Source organism: Alloacidobacterium dinghuense, assembly GCF_014274465.1.
GTDB classification, from domain to species: Bacteria; Acidobacteriota; Terriglobia; order Terriglobales; family Acidobacteriaceae; genus Alloacidobacterium; species Alloacidobacterium dinghuense.
Genome location: NZ_CP060394.1, coordinates 3,068,614 through 3,088,340 on the forward strand (window position 1 = coordinate 3,068,614; position 19,727 = coordinate 3,088,340).

The following is a 19,727-nucleotide window of genomic DNA, read 5'->3' on the forward strand; positions in this document are numbered from 1 at the left end:
ACAAGAAAAAAGCCCGCGCGGAGCAGGTTTCCACTCACTTTGCCGTCAAATTTACGGCTTCAGTTTTGAAAAGATGTTGAACTTCGACACGTCATTGAACATGACGAAGACAGCGAAGAGCACCAGCATCACAAACGCAACCTGGTAGATGCGCTCTTTAAATTGCTGGTTGAGATCGCGGCGGATGGTTCCCTCGATCAGCAGCAGCAAAATCATGCCGCCATCGAGAATCGGTATCGGCAGCAGGTTAAAGATGCCCAGGTTCAGGCTAATAAGGGCCATCAGCGTGATGATCGGCTGCCATCCGGGCATGGTGATCGCCTCGCCCGTATCACGCGCAATCCCGATCGGCCCGCTCAGTTGCTGCACATTCGAGCGCCGCGTCACGAGACGATGCAGCACGTCAAGAATATATCCAGAGTTATGCAGATTGAAGCTGATTGAACGGCTGACAGCCGCGGAAAGAGGGAGCTGTTCGACGCGGAAAGGTGGCAGGTTGGCCTTGAAACCCAGACGATAACCCATCTGTCCGGCGCCGTTGTCAGCCCAGGTTGGCTGTACATGCAGCGACTGAGGCTTTCCATCGCGATCGACATTGAGCGTTACCGGCTGGCCATTCTGCTGCTGCAGAAACGCCATCACCGCAGGCACTGAGTGCAGTGGCTGTCCGTTAATGGATTGGATAATGTCTCCCGCCTTCAACCCAGCCTTGTCCGCCGGGAAACCGGGCTCAACATCATGCACTTTTAGCGGATCAGTCTGATAGCGCGGAATGAGACCAAGGGACTCAATTTCGAAATCCTGCCCTTTGGTCGTATCGAGAAGGTAAAGATCGCTCGAAAATTGCTTAGTCTGGCCGTCTTCGTTTCGCTCGACGGTAAATGGAACCGTGGAATTGGCATCGAGCACCGACCGGATGCGCATTTTTTCCCATGTCGGGTTCTGATCTTTGTCGAACTTGATGATGCGATCGCCGGACTGCAATCCGGCATGAGCCGCCGCCGAATTCGGCGGAACAAAGTCAACAACCGCCGGACCGTAAAGATACTGCTCTACTTCGTTGTGCATCATGTAGTAGCCGGTCATCAGCACAAAAGCGAGGAGAAAGTTTGCAACCGGACCAGCTAGCCCGATGAGCACACGCTGCCAGCGAGGATGCGAAGCGAATTCCCCTGGATCCCCAGTGCGCTCTTCACCCGGATTCTCGCCCGCCATCTTGACGTAGCCGCCCAGGGGCAACAGGCTCAGACGGTAATCCGTGTCGCCGCGGCGGAAGCCAAAAAGCCGCGTGCCGAAGCCGACCGAAAATACTTCAACGCGAACACGGAAAAACTTTGCCACCGCAAAGTGGCCTAACTCATGCACGAGCACCATGATGCCGAGCACAACGAGCATGGAGAGAATAGCGGTTAGAGCGAAAGGCATGTCTTTGTCTAGAACCTATAAGCGGGCGTTAAGACCGTGGGGCAGTAACTTCATGTCCGGCCCTAATTAGAACCTCCCGAGCCATTTCACGCGCCAGCCTGTCGCAAGCCAGTACTTCGCTGATGGTCCCTGGATGGTTCTCGGGGATTGCCTGCAGTACTCCTTCTATTGTACGCGCGATCCCCGGAAATGGGATGCGTCTTTCTAGAAAGGCGTCGACGGCGATTTCGTCTGCCGAGTTAAGTGCAATGCAATGAGCGCCGCCTTTTTCCGCCGCCTCATAGGCCAAGCGAAGACAAGGAAAACGGGTAACATCTGGCGGCTCAAAGTTCAGTTGGCCGAGCGCCGCCATGTCAAAGGTCAAGTCCGACTCGACTCGCTCCGGATAACTCATGGCGTAAAGAATCGGCAACCGCATGTCGGTTACAGAGATTTGCGCCAGGATGCTGCCATCGATGTATTCGACCAATGAGTGCACGGTCGATTGCGGATGCACCGTGACTCTGACCGCGGACGGTGGCAAGTTAAAGAGACGACATGCTTCGATGATTTCCAAGCCCTTGTTCAGCATGGTCGCCGAATCAACTGTAATGCGCCTTCCCATCACCCATGTTGGGTGCTTGAGCGCCTGCTCAACAGTGATGTCCTCGAATGCATTGAGCGGGAATGTGCGAAACGGCCCCCCGGAAGCAGTCAGCCAGATGCGCCGTACCTCATTCTTCGTTCCGGCCCGCATGCACTGATGCACCGCATTGTGCTCGGAATCGATCGGCAGCAAGGGAACATTTTTCGCTCGCGCCGCAGCCGTCAGAATCTCTCCCGCAGCAACCATCGCCTCCTTATTCGCGAGCCCAATTGCCTTCCCTGCTTCTACTGCCGCATAGGTGGCCTCCAGCCCAGCAACCCCTACAATGGCTGAAACAACGAAATTCACTTCTGGCAGAGTAGCGACCCGTACCGTACCTTCGGTTCCGTAGACAACCTCGACACCGCTAACACCGGCACCCTTCAGTCTGTCCGAGAGGGTCGCGGCCAGTTCTTCCGTTGCTACCGAGACGGCACGAGGGCGCCAGCGCGCGCACTGTTCAAAAGCCAGGTCGATATTTCGTCCGGCAGCGAGAGACGCGACAGCAAAGCGATCAGGAAAGCTCTCAATGATGCTTAACGTGCTCTGTCCAATCGAGCCGGTCGAACCGAGGATAGCGATCTGTTTCAAAATCTGAGCCCCGCTCCTAATCCTTCGTTGATGACGCGGCTTGCGACCACGGCGGCACAACGCCAATCATGCGCGTATATGCGATCAGCTGTCCCATATGTTCATTATCGTGGATGATGATGCGCAGGTACATGCCGTCCACCGTGACTTGCTTACCGGCGATCGTGACTTTGCGCTGGAGATCACCTGGCTTCAACTGCGCGCGGCCTGTCTTCACAGCATCCAACGAGCGTTTCAGCCAGTTGATCACTTCGGGTTTGGCAGTAACCGTCTTTTCCATGCCCTCCGTAAGATCTGGCGGCATCTTCGGACCGGTCACGCTCAGCAGATAGAAATTTGCCAGTGCAATATGCATAAAGACTTCGCTCACCGACCGCACTCCCGGCGCAGGACGCCATGAGTACTTGTCGGCGGGAATCGCTTCAGCCAACTCGGTCAATTGACGGGAAACGTGCACCCACTCACCGTCATAACCTTCCCATAGGCCCTCAAATTGATCTTTCGTCTCAGCAAGTGTAGTGACTGCAGTCAAAACCAGAACCGCGAGCAGCAGAAACCGCTTCATCGTTTTTCTCCCAGACCCATTTGCAGACCACCTGCCCTGCATGATTCTAAAACCACCGCACTGAATATGGCGCCATAGGCGCATCTGCTGTCTGCAATGCCTAAAACCACTGCTGCGCAAGTTGCGCGTACCATAGCACCGGCGCTGCCAGCAGCAGAGCGTCAATGCGATCCAAAACGCCTCCGTGACCGGGCAGCAATGTGCCTGAATCCTTCACGCCAGCACCACGCTTAATCGCCGACTCAATCAGATCGCCGACCTGAGCCGCCACATTCAACAGCACAGCCAGCCCCAGCCAACGGAAGACAGATCCCGGATACGAGAGCCAGTCGAAACCGTGCCTCGCCAGAACATTGGCAAGAAAAACGAGCAGCAAAGTAATCAGCAGACTCCCTAGAACCGAGCCGGCACTCCCCTCCCATGTCTTGTTCGGGCTGATCGAGGGAGCGAGCTTCCTGCGCCCAAAGGCACGCCCCACGTAAAGTGCGACGACATCTCCCGCCCACACCACAAAGAAAAGAAAGAGCAGCAGCGATGAACCGTTTTCCTCGGACCAGATCAATGGAATCGAGGTCAATGAAAGGCCGATATAAAGCAATCCAAAGACTGAGTAGGCGGTGTCAGGCAGCACGCGCGGTAAAGGGGAGTGAAAGGCGCACAAAATGAAGAGCGCGAACATGACGCACCCAACCAGTGGCGCCAGATATTCGGGCCGCACGAGGACGCAGGTGAAGAGCGCGGCAATGCCGAACAAAACCGCTATGCGCGGAGTTTTCGCGCCTAATGCGTCAGCGAGCGCCAAAAACTCCCATACCGCCAAGGCCGCAATCACAGCAGTTGCGAGCGCAACCAGCCACGGCGAACCCTTGAAAACAAGCAGCAAAACAAGAGGAATCAAAACAACTGCAGTCAGAACACGTTTCATCGTTCGTAGAGACCCTGTTGGGCAGGATACACGGTCATCACCACAAAGGGCGTCGTATCGATCGTCCAAGGCGTCTAATCAGTCAGGAGAACGAGAAATGATGAAGCTAAAAGCTGTGGCTGCAAGCGTGGTATTGAGCATGCTGACCTCGGTGCTGTCTGCAGTCGCGCAGCGGGGCGACACAGTCACCGCCCAGACAGTAGTGACTGCGCTTCCTAAAAGTGGCGAAGAGCCGCCCCTGCAACAGCAAAGCCTGAAGGTCTGGGCCGATGGCAAGGAAAGCTCGATCACCCAATGGCAGCCGTTTCGCGGAGACCGCGCCGGTTTGGAATTTGTCGTCCTCATTGATGGATCGGCTCGCTCAATCCTCGGACTACAACTGAACGACCTCGAAAAATTCATCCAGTCCTTGCCGCCTACGGCTCTGGTCGGTGTTGCATACATGGAGAACGGGCGCGCAGCCTTCGCACAGAACCTGACTGCCGACCACGCCCTCGCCGCTAAGGCCATTCACCTGACCAGCGGAGTTCCAGGATCCAACGCCAGTCCTTACTTCTGCCTCTCCGATCTCGCCAAGCACTGGCCTGTGCAGGATCCCAAAAACCGCCGCGAAGTGCTGATGGTGACCGACGGCGTCGACCGCTACAATCCACGCTACGACCCGGATGACCCATACATGCAGGCCTCCATCACCGACTCGCAGAAGGCAGGACTGATCGTCTACTCGATCTTCTTCCGCGATACTGGACGCTTCGATAATTCCTATTACGAGACCAATGCGGGGCAGAATCTGCTCTCGCAGGTCGCGCAGGCAACGGGAGGAAATCTTTACTATGAGGGACTGTCGAATCCGGTCAGTTTCCAGCCATTCCTGGCCGACCTCAGCAAGCGTCTTCAGAACCAGTACGAGCTCGGCTTCACCGCTCGAGCGAAACCGAAGCAGGACCTGGTCGAACTCAAGGTGAAGACCGACGTATCGCACATGAGCATCGATGCCCCACAAAGAGTGCCAGTGGGACCAGCGCAGTAGAGTGAGTGGTCTTTAGCGGCTCAGCAGCGGCGCTTCCACATATTTCCAGGAAAGCGCCGCTGTCACCAGCGTCAAAACAAGCGCCGTGATCGCGGCCGTCCAGCCGGAGTAGCTTGCGCTTCCGAGAATCGCGCAGACGACCCAATACCAGGGAATGTGCGCCAGATAGATCATGTAGCTTCTCCTGCCCACCCACACCGCAACCCTCGAGCCTAGAACACGCGACAGCAATCGAGGCTCGCTTCCGGACAGCACCAGGAAGGCGATCCCGCTGGCCACTGTGATCCCGATCAGCACCGTTCCGAATGCTGCGAAGAGAGCCGAATCGCGAATTTCCCGCCCCATAACCGGGCGAATGCTATTGACTAGAAAAACCAGAGCGAGAAAAGAAGCCAGTCCCAGACCCCACAGAATCCGATCGCCCCGTTTCGCATCAAGCTGCGACGAGTCTTTTCTGAAGTAGAGCCAGAGAGCCAGCAGCGCGCCCATCGCCAGCAGATCAAAGCGGCAGAAGAATTCCGTGTACCAGAAGCGTCCCTGGGCATGATTCAGCCAGCGGAGAACGAACCCGATGAGAAAGGCAGGAATGGTCGCGAAAATAATGCCGGCCCGTCCGAAGAGAAGCACGATCGGCGCCCACAGAATGTAAAACCACTCTTCGACCGAAAGCGACCACATCGCGCACAAGGCATTCGTCATACTGTGCGGCTCTACTCCCGGAGTCACCGTCTCAAGCGGCGCGGACTGAAACAAAGATGGAAAGTTGAAATGGCGCAGGCTGATGGCAGCCTGACGCAATATTTCCCCGGTGTGCACGAAAGACGGCAGAAAAGCTGCGTGCAGCAGAATCGTGCGCACATCCAGGCGCCTGAAGGCAAAAAAGAACAAGGCGCACGCGGCAACCGTCAGGAAATAGGGCGGAAAGATACGTCGTACGCGACGAAGATAGAACTTCTTGTAAGCCCCTGAGGTCCCTCGCAGCGCAAGCAGGTTGGTCGTAATCAGATAGCCTGACAGAACGAAAAATATCTCGACACCCACCCATCCGAATTCCGGCAGACCATGAAAGCTGCCCGCAAACGCTTGATAGTGGCAGCTGATCACGAGCGCAATCGCAATCGCGCGGATTCCATCCAACTCAGGAATGCGCGACCGGAGGCTCGCTGTGGCTTGCTGCCCCTCAATCGACCGCTCTGCCGGAAGTGTCGCAACACTGCTCACTGCTCCATCATAGGAGCGCGAATCCGGATGGACACCATGCCTTTAGTTACGCCTGAAGGTACTCAGAAAAGGAATGACTTTCCCGCCATCGACTGCTAGCTATTGACCAGCTGATTCGCCGGCAAGGAAGTCACATCATCGGATTCGCTGCCGTCAGAAAGTCCACCGTAGCGGCGCTCCCGACGCTGGAAGTCTTCGATCGCTTCGAGCATGTGCAGACCACGAAAATCAGGCCACAGCCGATTCGTAACGAAGATCTCCGTATAGGCAATCTGCCACAACAGGTAATTTGATATCCGCATTTCCCCCGAAGTGCGAATGAGCAGATCAGGATCGGGCATGTGTGCCGTATACAAATGCCGCTGAATATCCTGTTCCGTAATGTCATCCAGACGAATATGCTTTTGCTCAATCTCTGCGTACAACCGCTTGAAAGCATCCACCAGTTCTGAGCGAGCTCCATAATTGAGCGCCAGCGTCAGTGTGGTCCCCGTATTTTGTTGGGTAGCCTCCGCCGCCCACTGCATACGCTCCTGCACTTCATTCGGCAACTCATGCGTACGTCCGACGTAGTGAATGCGCACGTTGTTGTCGTTCATCCGCTGCACGTTGCTGGTCAGGTACGCACTCAACAGCCGCATCAGGAAGCTGACTTCCGTCTTAGGCCGTCGCAAATTGTTTTCCAGTGAAAAGGCGTAAAGGGTCAGCCAGGGTAGATCGATGCGCGATGCTGTCTCCACCACGAAATGTACCGCTTCCGCGCCCTGCTGGTGCCCGAGGAACCGCTTCAGACGGCGCTTTCCAGCCCAGCGTCCATTACCGTCCATGATGATGGCGACATGTTTTGGCAGGCGCTCCGGATCGAGTCGGCGGTAGATTGCCAGCTCTTCCGGCGGTAGTTCTTGAATCCGGCTCAAATCAACCCTCTAATTCGACCCTAGCACACGGGCGTGACCATCGCAATCAGCAATGGTCACGCGCCAGATTGTAGTGTGTCCGTGTGAATTTTGTCTGAAGACCGCTCAGTGTCGATGGTCCCCTCCTCCGCCTCCATGCTCTGCATGTGACTCTCCATGCGGAGCAGGAGCTGAATGAGGAGCAGACATCTGGCGCGGTGTTGGCTCGGGTCTGCTTGGCGCACTCGGCCTGCTGTAGTTCTGCGGAGCCGAGGGATGGTACTGCGGAGCGCCGGGATTCGGGCGATACGTCTGTCCCGGCGTGGAGGTTGGCCGCTGAAGGTTGCCCGGTACGGCTGGCCGGCTGCCATTTACAAGTCCGTTAGTCGGCGCAGGCCGATTGAAGCCAGATTGAGCGTGGTTATACGTGGGCTGAGCACCCGGACGGTTGACGTTCCCCGGCCGATTCTCAAATCCATTCGGCGTAGGCCGCGCACCCGTCGCCACGCGATTTGCATATCCCGCATACGCTGGGCGGTTCACGAATGAGCCGCGCTGCCCCGCAAGCTGCACCGGAGGTCCTCCCGGGCGGCTCCAGCCACGATTGATCACGGTCGTGCTGCGGGTAATGTAGGTAGTCCGATTGTAGACAATGGTGCGGTTGCTCCAGCCCATACCCCAGCTGTGCCATCCCCAGCCCCACGGAGCCCACGGGCGGACCGGAATGCCCCAACCGAAGCCAATGTGAAGCCCAAATCCGATTCCGACAAAAATTCCCGGCGGCGGTGCGTAGTAATAACCCGGAAATGCAACAATTGGGCCTCCATAGACCACCCATGGGTTGTACACCGGCACATAAACGACCTCAGGATTTGCAGGAGCAATGGCAACCTGATCGTCATAGGTCGTTACTTGCTGCTGCGGGGTCGATTCCAGCGTACCCGCTTGCTGCGCGCGCTGGCGCATCTGCTGTACCGCGGTCATCACATCCTGCGGCTGGTTGTAGTAGGCATTGCCTAAATCAGTGGTCCACTGCAGGTTGCGATCCATCTGCGATAGCACCGAAGGAAATGCCGTCAGCGCCTTCACGCTCGGGTCCCACTGCTGCGCATTTGCGGCCGCCGCGATCTGATCTGCCGGTGCATTTCCCTGCGCCTGTACCCAGCGGTCCGCCTCCACAACCTGCATCGGATAGGTCGATGCCGCAAGAATCTGAGCGACCAGAGCGTCAGGATAAAGTGCAATCGGCGCTACCAACTGATTCAGCTGATCAGCCGCAAGCGGTTGCCCCTGAGGAGCAGGTGCCTGCTGTGGAGGGTATTCGCCCTGTGGCTGTTGGGGATAGGAATTCGGAGCCGCCTGCTGATCCTGCGGCAATGGAGCACCATATTGCGGAGCCTGCTGCTGGTCCTGCGCGTCTGGCGGAGGCGGGGGGACATCCTGTGCAGACAGCTTCCCGCTGCCGGCGAAAAGCAGTCCAGTCATCAGAGTAACGGCCATCAAAGACCGCCAAGCAGCACCCTCGAAGAAACGTACGGGCGTCTTTGTCTGCGCCCAAATTTTGTACAACGCCGATCTGGGAATCATCTTGTCTCACCTTACGACATCCCGCACGGGCCATGTCGTTTTACCTACAAGGTAAGAACACGATTCTTCGGCTGGAGTTTTCCTCAAAATGCAGACTGCAATGCGTAATGGATGAAGAACTTAGGCCAACCGCCGCCGTCCCATTGCCATGTCGCGCACCTGGTTCAGGAAAATTGACCTCTGATACGCATCCATCCGGCTCACATACGGCGCAATTTCCTTCAAAAATGGATCGGCCAGAATTGCCGTTGCCTCTTCATGCTGACGGCTGCGCGCATCGCGAAGCAGATCGCAGATATCGATCTCAAGCGCTGTAGCGAGGCGTTGGAGCGAAGAAAGCGTCGGCACGGCCTTGCCATTCTCAATCTTCGAAATATAAGTGCGTGGCACCTGCATGCGTCCTGCGAGTTGCCGTTGGCTCAGCTTGCGTGAGCGACGGATATCGCGCACCGCCCGAGCGACATCAAGACCAGATCCTCCGGAAGTGGCCGGATTCGACTCCGTGACCAGCTGCGGAACGAGTGGTTCGGGCTCTTCAATTTCTAGAGGTTTGTGGCAGCGCCTGCAGAGTGAGTTCGATGTGCGGAATTGCACCAGACTGCAATGTTCGCAACGTAGAACCTCGCGTGCCTCAACGGTAGCTAGGGTTGTTGCCATAATCTGTTTTACGGAGGCCAGAGCAAGGCTTCCCGGTCGTCAAGCGCCGGCATTGTATGCCGGAATCTTGCCAACCCTCGTATACGATGCAGGGAAGGTACCTTTGTTGTCAAGTGAAAACTGTGATTCTGACCTAAAAAACCCGAAGATAATAGGAAGAAAACCTAAAAAGGACGAATCTATGTCGAACCAGAACAGTTACTCGCGCGAATGCGCTTGGTCTCTGCTGAATGAATACACGCAATCCCCCAGCCTGCTAAAGCATGCGCTCGCAGTTGAGACATGTGTGCGCGCCTATGGTGAGCGCGAAGCCGATACGCAGGGTCTGACCAGCGAAGAACGCGATGTGTTCATTAATCTGTACTCCGTGACTGGGCTGCTGCACGACTTCGACTACGAGAAATACCCATCGCAGGAAGAGCATCCATTTGTCGGCAGCAAAATCCTCACGGAACGTGGCTGGCCAGAAGAAGTCCGCACCGCCATCCTCGGCCACGCTGAATATTCCGGCGTGCCACGTGTCACGCACCTCGACAAAACACTTTTCGCCTGCGACGAACTCGCCGGATTCCTCACCGCCTGCTCATTGGTCAAGCCCACCAAATCGATCCACGACGTAGAAGTGGCCGGCGTGAGAAAGAAGATGAAGGATAAGGCTTTTGCAAAAGGCGTCAATCGCAACGACATCATCAAAGGCGCTGAGGAACTTGGCGTCCCGCTCGACGATCACATCGCTTTCTGCATCGCTGCGATGCAGAAAGATGCCGATGCGCTTGGGCTGGAGAGAGTGACGCCGACTTCTTCATAAAACAGTACGACGGGCTTTCAGGGCGTCCTTCCGCCAACCTGAAGCCGCTCCTCGCCCGGAGTGTCTGGAATCACGATATGCAATGCATGCTGCGAGGCGTCATAGGTTGTATTCAGAGCGCTGGCAGAATTCGAAAGGCTCGCCGCGGCCCCTGCAGACGGCCAGTCGTAAATCACAACCTCAATCGTCTTCCACCACGGCGCATAGCTTCCTTCGCGCTTGCCCAGATCGACTGACACCGCGTTGCCCTGTGCGCTACATGTGAATGCTTGCCGCAGATAGGCGCCGTGCTGATAGTCGAACGTGTGACCATCGTCGAGATAAAGCGACCCGTTGCAATTCTTGCCCGGATACACCCGCAACTCGAGAGACCCTTGCGGAGTGTCATCCGTACTCTGGATAACCGGCTGCAGCGGCAATATGCTGCCTCCCCGCACATAGACCGGCAATGTATCGAGCAGAGGATGAATCTTGGCTGGCTCTGGAAATTTTGTGTTGGCGCCGCTTGAGATTGAGTTCGCAATTTGCACAATGTTCGGCCCCACCGGTTGCTGCGGCATTCTCTGCCCAGTCCAGAAGTCGAACCAGTCTCCCGGCGGATACGACACTGCATAATCGTCCATCATCTCCCCAAAAGATGCAGGCGCAACCAGCAGATCGGGCCCGAGAAGGAATTCCGTGTCGAGGCCATCAAAGCCCGAAACCATCACCTCTGGAAACTCCAGGAAGATCGGTCGCACCAGCGGCAGCCCCGTGCGGGAAGCCTCTTCGGCCAACGTGTAAATGTACGGCAGCATGCGGTAACGCGTTTCGATATAGCGCCGGCGAATCGCCTCCTGTTCCGGTCCGTGCACCCACACTTCCTGCGGCAATGATCCGAGCGTCGTGTGATCGCGGTACATCGGATTGAATGCTCCCATCTCAATCCAGCGCGTAAGCAGATCCGCCGGAGGCGAACCGTTGAACCCGCCAATATCATCGCCAACAAACGAAATCCCGCTGAGCCCAAGGTTCAACAACATCTGGGTTGCCAGCCGCAGATGATTCCACGTCGACGAGTTGTCCCCCGTCCAGGTAAATCCATAGCGTTGACCACCCGCATAGGTTGCACGGGTAAGCACAAACGGCCGTTCATTGGGACGCAGCTTCAGCAGCCCCTCATAGGTGGCACGCTCATTCTCCATGCCCACAATGTTATGGATCTCGGCATGCGTCGCCGTGCGCTTCGCAAATCCCGGCTCATCGATGCGATGGATGTTGTCCAACGGCATCGTTTTTCCTGGTCCGTCGAAGACCGACGGCTCGTTCATATCGTTCCAGAAACCGTCTACGCCGTCCTTCACAAACTGCGCATATAGTCCGCCCCACCAGTCACGTGTCTGTGCCCGCGTAAAGTCGGGAAAAACCGCATCGCCCGGCCACACAATACCGACAAACTCACTGCCATCAGCCTTTTTCACAAAATGATCGCCCGCATGCCCCGTGTCATACGGCATATATCCCTGACCAGCCACGTGAGCAATGTGCAGATCGGTAATCAGCACGAGGTGAAACTTCTGCTTGTGCAGGTCAGCGACGAAATCCGGAAAGCCGGGAAACTTCGCCGGATCCACTGTGAACGGGCGATTCCTGTCCTGATAGTCAATGTCCATGTAGAGTACATCCGACGGAATCTTATCGGCGCGCAGCCGATTGGCAATCTCGCGCACCTGCGACTCCGGCGAGTAGCTGTAGCGTGATTGCTGAAACCCCAGCGACCACAACGGAGGCAGCGGTGGCGTACCCGTGAGATAGATGTATCCCTCGAGTACCTGCTTGGGGGTCGGACCGTAAATGATGTAGTAATCCAGCGGCCCACCCTCGGCGCCAAACGAATATGCATCACGCGCCTGCTTGCCAAAGTCAAACCAGGTTCGCCATGTGTTATCGAGAAATAGCCCGTAGCTGCGCCCGCCAGTGATGCTCAGAAAGAATGGAATGCTCTTGTAGAGCGGATCAACTGCTTCCTGTGGTCCGACATCCGTATTCCAGAGCGTGTAGGCCTGCTCGCGGCGGTCAAACGTCCCGGTCTTATCGCCCAGCCCGAAGAAGTGCTCGCCTGACGGCATGTCCTTCGAGACAGTAAATCCACCGCGGCTGAATTCGGTAGGGCGACCGACAGCATCAGCGCAAATCACATTCCCGGCAAGATCGCGCACCACCAGCCGCAAAGGATTGCGCTCCACCCGAACATCCAACACCGAGGTGCGAAACCCAACGGAGGAAGAGTCCTGCGTTGCCTGCACCTGCACCGAGTTGCCGCGATGCCTTGGCAATACAGCCCACGAAGCATCCTCGGGAAGACTTGCGCCAGGTGTAACGCGAACGCGCAGTATGCCGTCTCGCAGCGCGGTGATGCGAATCTGCGCAGAACCCGCCTGCACCTGCAAACCATCCTGCAGCGGGCTCGATCCGGAGACAGTCGTAAGAGCAACCCGCGATTCGACTGCCGTCGAAGCCGTTTGCGCCACGGTCGAACCGCACACCGCAATCGCGATCAAAGCAACGATGCAAGAAGTAAATCGATACGAAAAGAGATGAGCCATCGGGACCCCTCTAACGCCGAGCATCATATCATCGCATCGGTCAGCCCGTTCAAGAGGTCGCAGAACCTATATTCTACGTCGAGCCTCAAAGCCAATGGTTCACGTTCATCGCTTCACAGGAAGCAACCCATAGACATCGACTTCGCTTTTGGCTCCCACATATACGTGACCGTTCACAACCGTCGGGATGTTGAATCGAAGAGCCGTGCCGGCCTGATCGCGCGCCGCATTCTGATTGCTGTTGTAGAGTTCATGCGCAATATTCGTGGCATCGCAGGCATGAAGGACCGCCTTGCGATCCCCAGAATTCCAAGCCTTGGAACTCACCACCCAGACAATGCCGTTCTTGTCCCCATTGGCGGAAACCGTCGGCGTAGCCGCGTGGTCCACAAACGTAAAGCTGCTGGCTGCCTTCGGCGTAAGTTTGCTGTTGATCACTTCATAGTCACGCAGCGCATCACTGTCACTCAGCACATAGACATGGTGGTTCCAGTACGCCATCGACCCATAGATGCCACCCTTCGTTGCTATCGTCTGCACTGCCTGCAGATTGCTTCCCGGCCGAAAATGCCCCAGATGATCGCGATCCAGAACATAGATAAGTGGAGCCTTCCCACCAACAACGACCAGATGCGGATGAGCCACCGGCTGATCCGGTAGAAGCATGGGACCGCCCGAGCCCAGATCGTCGTCGTTCCGGTCCAATTCATTTGCGTTGAAGGGCGTAAAGTAATCGATCGGTTTGAGATCCTGGCCTTGAAGCTTGAGTAATGAATCACCAAAATCACGCCCACCGTTCGCCGCCGCGTCAAATTGCCCGTTTCCCGTAGCCACATAAACATTGCCAGCCTGGTCTGCCGCAGGCCCTGTATCACTCGCCCATATTCCGCTGTCATCTGCATCCGGAGAAGCGTTGAACACCGCCTTCTGCTTCAGGCTTTGCGCATCATAAGCCATCACCCAGCCATGATACGGCCCAACATCGCAGGAAGACGCCCACGTTAGATACACCGTGCCATCTGCTAGTAGCAGCGCTGCGCGCGGATTCTCCCGCAGCGGCCCAAACTCCACATTGCCGTTTCTGCTGCCATCGCCGCGTCCGGGCACCGTAGCCCTTATCTCTACCGGGCCACCGAATTTCTCCACACCAGTCGTTACCGCCAGCGCGTGCAGTTGCTGGTGAAACTCGGTAGCAGAGATCGTGTGTGTCATTGCTGTGCGGGCCAGGACATATAGTGTTCCTGACTTCGCATCGATCACCGGAGTTGAGGTGATCCCAACTTCTGGCTCGATGAAAGGACACTGCACAGCCCACGATTTAACCGTCGAAGCACCATTTTTTAGAAAACTGACCTGCCACAGCGGCTCAGAAGGACTCCCATAAGCATCGAAGGCGTACATACTGTCATGCTCTGTCGCAATAAAAACCACGTCGTGCCTGCCCTTGCCTGGAATCTCCACACCTCCCAAAAAGAGCGGTTGCGCATACACATCTCCATCCACCTTCAGGGTGAAAATCTTTCCAAACTGTTGCGGATTGACATTCTGCGGAGTGAGCGTTGACTCGTTGAGGTAAGCGCCAGTACGCGCATTGTCATATTGCGACGTGGTCATCTGCGCTTCTGCTGTCAGCCCAAGAGCTAGAACAGCAACAAGCAAGGAAGGATGGAATTCCCTGCATCCGGCAAGCCTCATGAGCCACCTCGCATCCCATCTAGAAGAGACGAAGAATCGATGAGCTAGTATATAGATTACTACATACTAGCTCATCGACTTTTCTCTTCACCTACCCCCTCCAGGGGATCGATTCGCCCCTTCAGGCTACGGATCCTGGCAGAGGCTCTCTGCCGCTCATCTGTGGCACCGGTTGCCACTCTCTGGCCTGCGCCATGCAGACAATGTGAAGGATGAAAAGCAAAGGCACAGCAAATGTGGGAATCAGGCTCAGTGGCAATGCGGTCATCGGCGCCGTTGTCACCTCTCCCGGACTGATAAATCGTGACGCCGTGCCGGTAACGATCGCCGTTACCAGATCAACCATCCCCAGAACCTGCCAAGCGATGAACGCAGTCCGGTGCGAACGGCTTGCAAGCCTCATCGCAACAAAAGGCGCAGTCAGGCCAATCGCAATGTCACCCAAACCGGCCGGCAATGCGAAGGCGCCTGGAAGGATGCCGAATGTGTACAACACGAGGAAAGCATACCCGGCAACCCTCCACGACTGAACCAGGGTCAAAATACCCGGACTGAGGTTCATCGCGAACGTCCGAAATGCCGGAGAAACCCTGAACCACGCTACGAAAATCAGGATCGGGGTCAGTACCGCCAATCCAAAAGCAATCGGAGGGGCAGTAGGCGGAGCCTGAAACAGGTGAAGTGCCGATGCCAATAGGGTGAAAACGAACCAGGCTGCAATCAGCCACGATGTAAGCTTGCGATATTTCTCATCATTCATGACAAGTCTCCCGGGTTTGTTGCAACAGTTGTTACGCGGTCGGCCAACTTGAAAAGATCGTGCCAGAGCTTGTCTCCAAGTTGGTCAGCCATCTGCGATTGAGCTTTCTTCCAGGCGGGAAGCGCCCGCCTGAGTTGATCGTGGCCCGAAGCCGACAACTGCAACCACCATTCCCTGCGGTCTGCGCCGCGTTTTCTTGAGACCCAACCAGACCGCCGCATGAGTTCCAGCGTCCGCGTCAGGGTCGTGCTATCCATAGCCAGAATCTCGCCTAGCTTTCCTTGCGAGATGCCTCCTGTCAGAGAAAGTGCCTGCAGTACCGTAAGCTGAGTAACTCGCAAGCCCAGCGGTCGGATTGCCTCGTCATAATGCTGTGTCAAGGCTCGCGCTGCGCGGCGAAAACTCGCACACAGGCAGGGAAGCTGAGGCAATTCAGACTCTTTCATGCAGTTTCGATGTATATACATCTATTGCGCGATGCAAAATTCCGCGAAAGAATCGCCGAGTCGTTGAATCCCGGCGCTGACAGCCTCAAGCGATCAGACGAACCGTGATCACATGCATGCTAGGATGGCGCATGGAAAAGTGCCTGCTGCTCTCAGCTTGTCTTGGTCTCGCGTTGGCTCCATCCTGCTACGGAGCCGAGTACACCCTCAGTGCAAGTCCCACGACTGTTGCCTGGGGATATTACTCAGCTAAAGCCAAACCGGTTCTGAGCATCCACTCCGGTGACACAGTGCGTGTCGAAACTTCTTGCGCCTGTCCGCCTCCGGAACGTCTTGAACAACTCTTAGACCAAGCCGGGATCAAGGCGACAGAGATCCCACAGTTCTACCGCGACGTGCATGAGAAGGTTACCGACAAAGGCCCCGGTGGCCATATTCTTACCGGGCCCATTGCGATTGAAGAAGCCGAGCCTGGAGACGTCCTCGAGGTCCGTATCCTCAAAACCGAGCTCAACACCCCTTATGCTGTGAACTCCTTTGGCGTAGGCCGCGGCTTCCTGCCTGATGACTTCCCCTACAGCAAAAACCGCGTCATCCCGCTCGACCGTGAAAAGATGATTGCGCACTTCGCGGCCGGAATCGAAATCCCTCTTCATCCCTTCTTCGGCAGTATGGGCGTAGCTCCGCCCGAGGGTGCGGGCCGCTACAACAGCGCTCCACCATGGATGCACGCCGGCAACATGGACAATAAGGAACTCGTCGCCGGAACCACGCTCTACATTCCCGTCCACGCGAAAGGCGCTCTCTTTGAAGTGGGGGACGGCCATGCCGGGCAAGGCAACGGCGAAGTCGACATCACTGCCATGGAAACCTTTCTCACTGGAACCTTCCAGTTCATCGTGCACAAAGAGCAGCATCTCCTCTGGCCGCGTGCCGAAACGCCCACCTCCTATATCGCCATGGGCTTCAACGAGGATCTGAAAGCAGCAACCGAGATGGCCGTCCGCAACATGATCGACTTCCTCGTAACAGAAAAACATCTCAGCCGCGACGAGGCTTACGCACTCACCAGCGTCGCGATAGACGTCGACATCACTCAGCTTGTCGATGGAAAAGTCGGCGTGCACGCGATGTGCCCGAAGGCAATCTTCACCGGCAAGTAGTACCGAGCATCAATTTGTACCACTGCTGTTTTCGGTGGCCGTCATATCGAGGTACTTGATAAGCAGCACGTCATTTCCCTTTTCGCCGTAGATCACCTCATCGACCATCTGCTTGGCCATCACCATGCCATATCCTCCGGGTCGCACGCCGTCAGCCTGGCGGAATTTCAAATGGCGAAACGGATCGTCCGGAGGATTACTGCTGGCGGCATAAGGATTCTCCCCCTTGGAGAATCCTTCTCCCGGATCTTTGATCCTGCACATGACCACGTGACGCGCACGCGTGTACGAAATCTCGACATGTTTGCTCGGATCGAAATGGCCACCATGCTCCATGGCATTGAGCAGCATCTCCCGAAACGCCAGGCCCACCCTCTCTTGTTCCGATTCGGGCAAATCCGCCACTTCGTGAGCAAATTGAAATAGCCGCTCAGCCGTGCCCAGGTCGCAACGCGCAGTCAAAACGATCCATTCCGGCGTTGCCGAAATCAAATCAATACCGTCGTCCCACGCCGGAGCCTCGGATGCAAGTCGCAGCATATCGCTAAGGGCCTGCTGTGTGTACGGCTTCGAGAAATAGCTGAATGCGTGAAAGCGAATCGCAGCAATCGCGTCCGCCGGAGTACTCTCGTCCGTCAGGATGATCATCCGCGTATGGGGCCAAGCGCGCCGAATCTTCCTGAGCAGCCCGATGTCCTCGTTAGCGTGGCTCTGCTCTCCAGTCACCACGAGATCGACACAATCTTTTTTCAGCAGAGAAAGTGCCGCCTCGCTATCGTTCACACGTATGAGAGTCCATGCGGAGAGAACCGTCGAAACGGTATTCGTCACGAGCGCGTCAGTGCCTACAAGAAGCGCCTTCCTTGGCTGCGGATTCGAGGGTAGGCCAATCGTCATGCAAAGCGTCCTCGAGATGCGGAAAGATAATCATAGCAATGTAAGTGCCAGGTAACTTTTTGTGGTGCATCAAACCGAACCATCTTGAAAATGCTATGCTGACGAGTTTGCTATGAACGGTCCAGAATCCAGATTCAATAACACCCTCGCTTCCAAACTTGATCCCAGCAATCACCGCGCTCGCAACAACGCCATGGGCATGATGGCGCTCGTCGCCAGCATTCACGAGCAGGAACGGGAAATCCGTGAAGGTGGCGGCGCAAAAGCCATCGATGCGCAACATGCCAAGAAACGCCTCACCGCACGCGAACGCATCTCACTGCTCCTAGACCCCAATACAGAACTATTCGAGCTGGCCCTCTTCGCCGCTTTTAATATGTATGAAGAATGGGGCGGCGCACCCTCCGCAGGCGTCGTCTCCGGCCTCGGCCGCGTCGCGGGAAAGCTCTGCCTGATCATCGCCAATGACGCCACGGTCAAAGCCGGAGCCTTCTTCCCCATGACCGCCAAGAAGGTCATCCGCGCGCAGACCATCGCGCTGGAGAACCGCATCCCGACGCTCTACCTGGTCGACTCTGCGGGCATTTTTCTCCCCCTGCAGGAAGACGTCTTTCCCGACCAGGACGACTTCGGCCGCATCTTCCGCAACAACGCTGTCATGTCCGCCATGGGCATTCCGCAGATCACCGCCATCATGGGCATGTGCGTCGCTGGCGGCGCCTATCTTCCCGTCATGACCGACCACGTCCTTATGACAGAAGGCAGCGGCCTCTTCCTCGCCGGACCGGCATTGGTTCAGGCTGCTATCGGACAGAAATATTCGGCAGAAGAACTGGGCGGCGCAACCATGCACGCCGAAATCTCCGGCACCGTCGACTTCAAGGAACCGAACGACCACCTCTGCATCGCCCGTCTGCGCTCCCTCGTCGCAAAAATCGGCCAGGGACCGCAAGCCCCCTTCAGCCGCATTAAATTCGACCCGGAAAAAGACGCCCCGAAATATGCAGCCGCCGATCTATACTCCCTGCTTGATCCCAACCCGGCAAAAGCCGCCGTCAACGCCTATGACACGCACGAACTCATCGCCCGCATCGTAGACCGCAGTGAGTTCGACGAGTACCGCCCCGACTACGGCCGTACCCTCCTCTGCGGCTACGCGCGCATCGGAGGCACCGCCATCGGCATCGTGGCCAACCAGAAAACCTCGCAGCCTCAGACCAGCCACACCGGAGAGAAGCGCGTCGAATTCGGCGGCGTCATCTACTCCGAGAGCGCCGAAAAAGCCGCCCGCTTCATCATGGACTGCAACCAGAATCTCGTCCCGCTCATTTTCCTGCACGACGTCAATGGCTTCATGGTGGGCCGCGACGCCGAATGGAGCGGCATCATTCGCGCCGGCGCAAAGATGGTCACCGCCGTCTCCAACTCCACGGTGCCCAAGATCAGCGTCATCGTCGGCGGATCATTTGGCGCAGGCAACTACGCCATGTGCGGTAAAGCCTACGACCCGCGCTTCATCTTCGCCTGGCCCACGGCGCGCTACGCCGTCATGAGCGGGGCGTCGGCTGCGAATACATTGGTCGAAATCAAAATCCGCCAGCTCGAACGCGGCGGTAAAAAACTAAGCGACAAGGAAAAAGAAGAACTACTCGCTTCGATCAAGGCTACCTACGAAGAACAAACCGACTGCCGCTACGCCGCCGCGCGCCTCTGGGTCGATGCCATCATAGACCCGGCCAAAACACGCGAAACCCTGATGACTGCTCTAGAAGCCGCTTCATTCAATGCCGAGATCCCAAGATTCAACCCCGGCGTCCTGCAAACCTGAGAACGCGGGCACCCCTAACCAGC

Annotated in this window: 17 protein-coding genes; 4 read left to right on the forward strand and 13 right to left on the reverse strand. The window is 56.6% G+C overall.

Annotated elements, in window-relative coordinates; translation table 11 throughout:
• Positions 1-51: 51 nt before the first annotated feature.
• The 4 genes from rseP to H7849_RS12620 form a co-directional block, all read right to left on the reverse strand.
• The gene (gene rseP, locus H7849_RS12605) at positions 52-1,425 is read right to left on the reverse strand and encodes an RIP metalloprotease RseP (RefSeq protein WP_186746983.1); all 1,374 of its coding nucleotides are present in this window, start codon (positions 1,423-1,425) and stop codon (positions 52-54) included.
• 28 nt (positions 1,426-1,453) lie between these two features.
• Positions 1,454-2,641, reverse strand: a complete 1,188-nt coding sequence (locus H7849_RS12610; RefSeq protein WP_186746984.1) for a 1-deoxy-D-xylulose-5-phosphate reductoisomerase — start codon at positions 2,639-2,641, stop codon at positions 1,454-1,456.
• 16 nt (positions 2,642-2,657) lie between these two features.
• Positions 2,658-3,206: a DinB family protein gene (locus H7849_RS12615; RefSeq protein ID WP_186746985.1), complete on the reverse strand. Its 549-nt coding sequence runs from the start codon at positions 3,204-3,206 to the stop codon at positions 2,658-2,660.
• A gap of 100 nt (positions 3,207-3,306) precedes the next feature.
• On the reverse strand, positions 3,307-4,131 hold the full coding sequence (locus tag H7849_RS12620; protein WP_186746986.1) for a phosphatidate cytidylyltransferase: 825 nt from the start codon (positions 4,129-4,131) through the stop codon (positions 3,307-3,309).
• Between the two features lie 97 nt (positions 4,132-4,228).
• Between H7849_RS12620 and H7849_RS12625 the strand changes: the two genes are divergently transcribed.
• Positions 4,229-5,161 carry a vWA domain-containing protein gene (locus tag H7849_RS12625; RefSeq protein WP_186746987.1) on the forward strand — a complete coding sequence of 311 codons (933 nt, stop codon included), beginning with the start codon at positions 4,229-4,231 and terminating at the stop codon, positions 5,159-5,161.
• Positions 5,162-5,173: 12 nt separating this feature from the next.
• Here H7849_RS12625 and H7849_RS12630 read toward each other — a convergent pair whose 3' ends face one another.
• From H7849_RS12630 to H7849_RS12645, 4 genes are all read right to left on the reverse strand, one after another.
• The gene (locus H7849_RS12630; RefSeq protein ID WP_186746988.1) at positions 5,174-6,382 is read right to left on the reverse strand and encodes an acyltransferase family protein; all 1,209 of its coding nucleotides are present in this window, start codon (positions 6,380-6,382) and stop codon (positions 5,174-5,176) included.
• Between the two features lie 95 nt (positions 6,383-6,477).
• The gene (gene uppS / locus H7849_RS12635) at positions 6,478-7,299 is read right to left on the reverse strand and encodes an undecaprenyl pyrophosphate synthase (protein WP_251106767.1); all 822 of its coding nucleotides are present in this window, start codon (positions 7,297-7,299) and stop codon (positions 6,478-6,480) included.
• Positions 7,300-7,404: 105 nt separating this feature from the next.
• On the reverse strand, positions 7,405-8,778 hold the full coding sequence (locus tag H7849_RS12640; RefSeq protein WP_186746989.1) for a DUF3300 domain-containing protein: 1,374 nt from the start codon (positions 8,776-8,778) through the stop codon (positions 7,405-7,407).
• 207 nt (positions 8,779-8,985) lie between these two features.
• Positions 8,986-9,522, reverse strand: a complete 537-nt coding sequence (locus H7849_RS12645) for a helix-turn-helix domain-containing protein (protein ID WP_186746990.1) — start codon at positions 9,520-9,522, stop codon at positions 8,986-8,988.
• A 181-nt stretch (positions 9,523-9,703) separates the two neighbouring features.
• Here H7849_RS12645 and H7849_RS12650 point away from each other — a divergent pair, with 181 nt between their 5' ends.
• Positions 9,704-10,330, forward strand: coding sequence for an HD domain-containing protein (locus tag H7849_RS12650; protein ID WP_186746992.1), 627 nt, complete (start codon positions 9,704-9,706; stop codon positions 10,328-10,330).
• Between the two features lie 17 nt (positions 10,331-10,347).
• Here the strand turns inward: H7849_RS12650 and H7849_RS12655 are convergent, their stop codons facing one another.
• The 4 genes from H7849_RS12655 to H7849_RS12670 all read right to left on the reverse strand — a co-directional run bounded on the left by H7849_RS12655 (position 10,348) and on the right by H7849_RS12670 (position 15,816).
• Positions 10,348-12,915: a glycoside hydrolase family 31 protein gene (locus H7849_RS12655; protein ID WP_251106768.1), complete on the reverse strand. Its 2,568-nt coding sequence runs from the start codon at positions 12,913-12,915 to the stop codon at positions 10,348-10,350.
• 105 nt (positions 12,916-13,020) lie between these two features.
• Positions 13,021-14,529, reverse strand: a complete 1,509-nt coding sequence (locus H7849_RS12660; RefSeq protein ID WP_186746996.1) for a pyrrolo-quinoline quinone — start codon at positions 14,527-14,529, stop codon at positions 13,021-13,023.
• 202 nt (positions 14,530-14,731) lie between these two features.
• Entirely contained in the window at positions 14,732-15,370 is a 639-nt protein-coding gene (locus tag H7849_RS12665) for a DUF8737 domain-containing protein (protein WP_186746997.1), read from the reverse strand.
• Positions 15,367-15,816: a MarR family winged helix-turn-helix transcriptional regulator gene (locus H7849_RS12670; protein ID WP_251106769.1), complete on the reverse strand. Its 450-nt coding sequence runs from the start codon at positions 15,814-15,816 to the stop codon at positions 15,367-15,369. The genes H7849_RS12665 and H7849_RS12670 overlap by 4 nt, the downstream gene beginning before the upstream one ends.
• Before the next feature lie 131 nt (positions 15,817-15,947).
• Between H7849_RS12670 and H7849_RS12675 the strand changes: the two genes are divergently transcribed.
• On the forward strand, positions 15,948-16,979 hold the full coding sequence (locus H7849_RS12675; protein WP_186746999.1) for an acetamidase/formamidase family protein: 1,032 nt from the start codon (positions 15,948-15,950) through the stop codon (positions 16,977-16,979).
• Positions 16,980-16,988: 9 nt separating this feature from the next.
• Here H7849_RS12675 and H7849_RS12680 read toward each other — a convergent pair whose 3' ends face one another.
• Positions 16,989-17,876, reverse strand: coding sequence for an ATP-binding response regulator (locus tag H7849_RS12680; protein WP_186747001.1), 888 nt, complete (start codon positions 17,874-17,876; stop codon positions 16,989-16,991).
• A gap of 112 nt (positions 17,877-17,988) precedes the next feature.
• Between H7849_RS12680 and H7849_RS12685 the strand changes: the two genes are divergently transcribed.
• Entirely contained in the window at positions 17,989-19,704 is a 1,716-nt protein-coding gene (locus tag H7849_RS12685; RefSeq protein WP_186747003.1) for an acyl-CoA carboxylase subunit beta, read from the forward strand.
• Positions 19,705-19,727 lie beyond the last annotated feature (23 nt).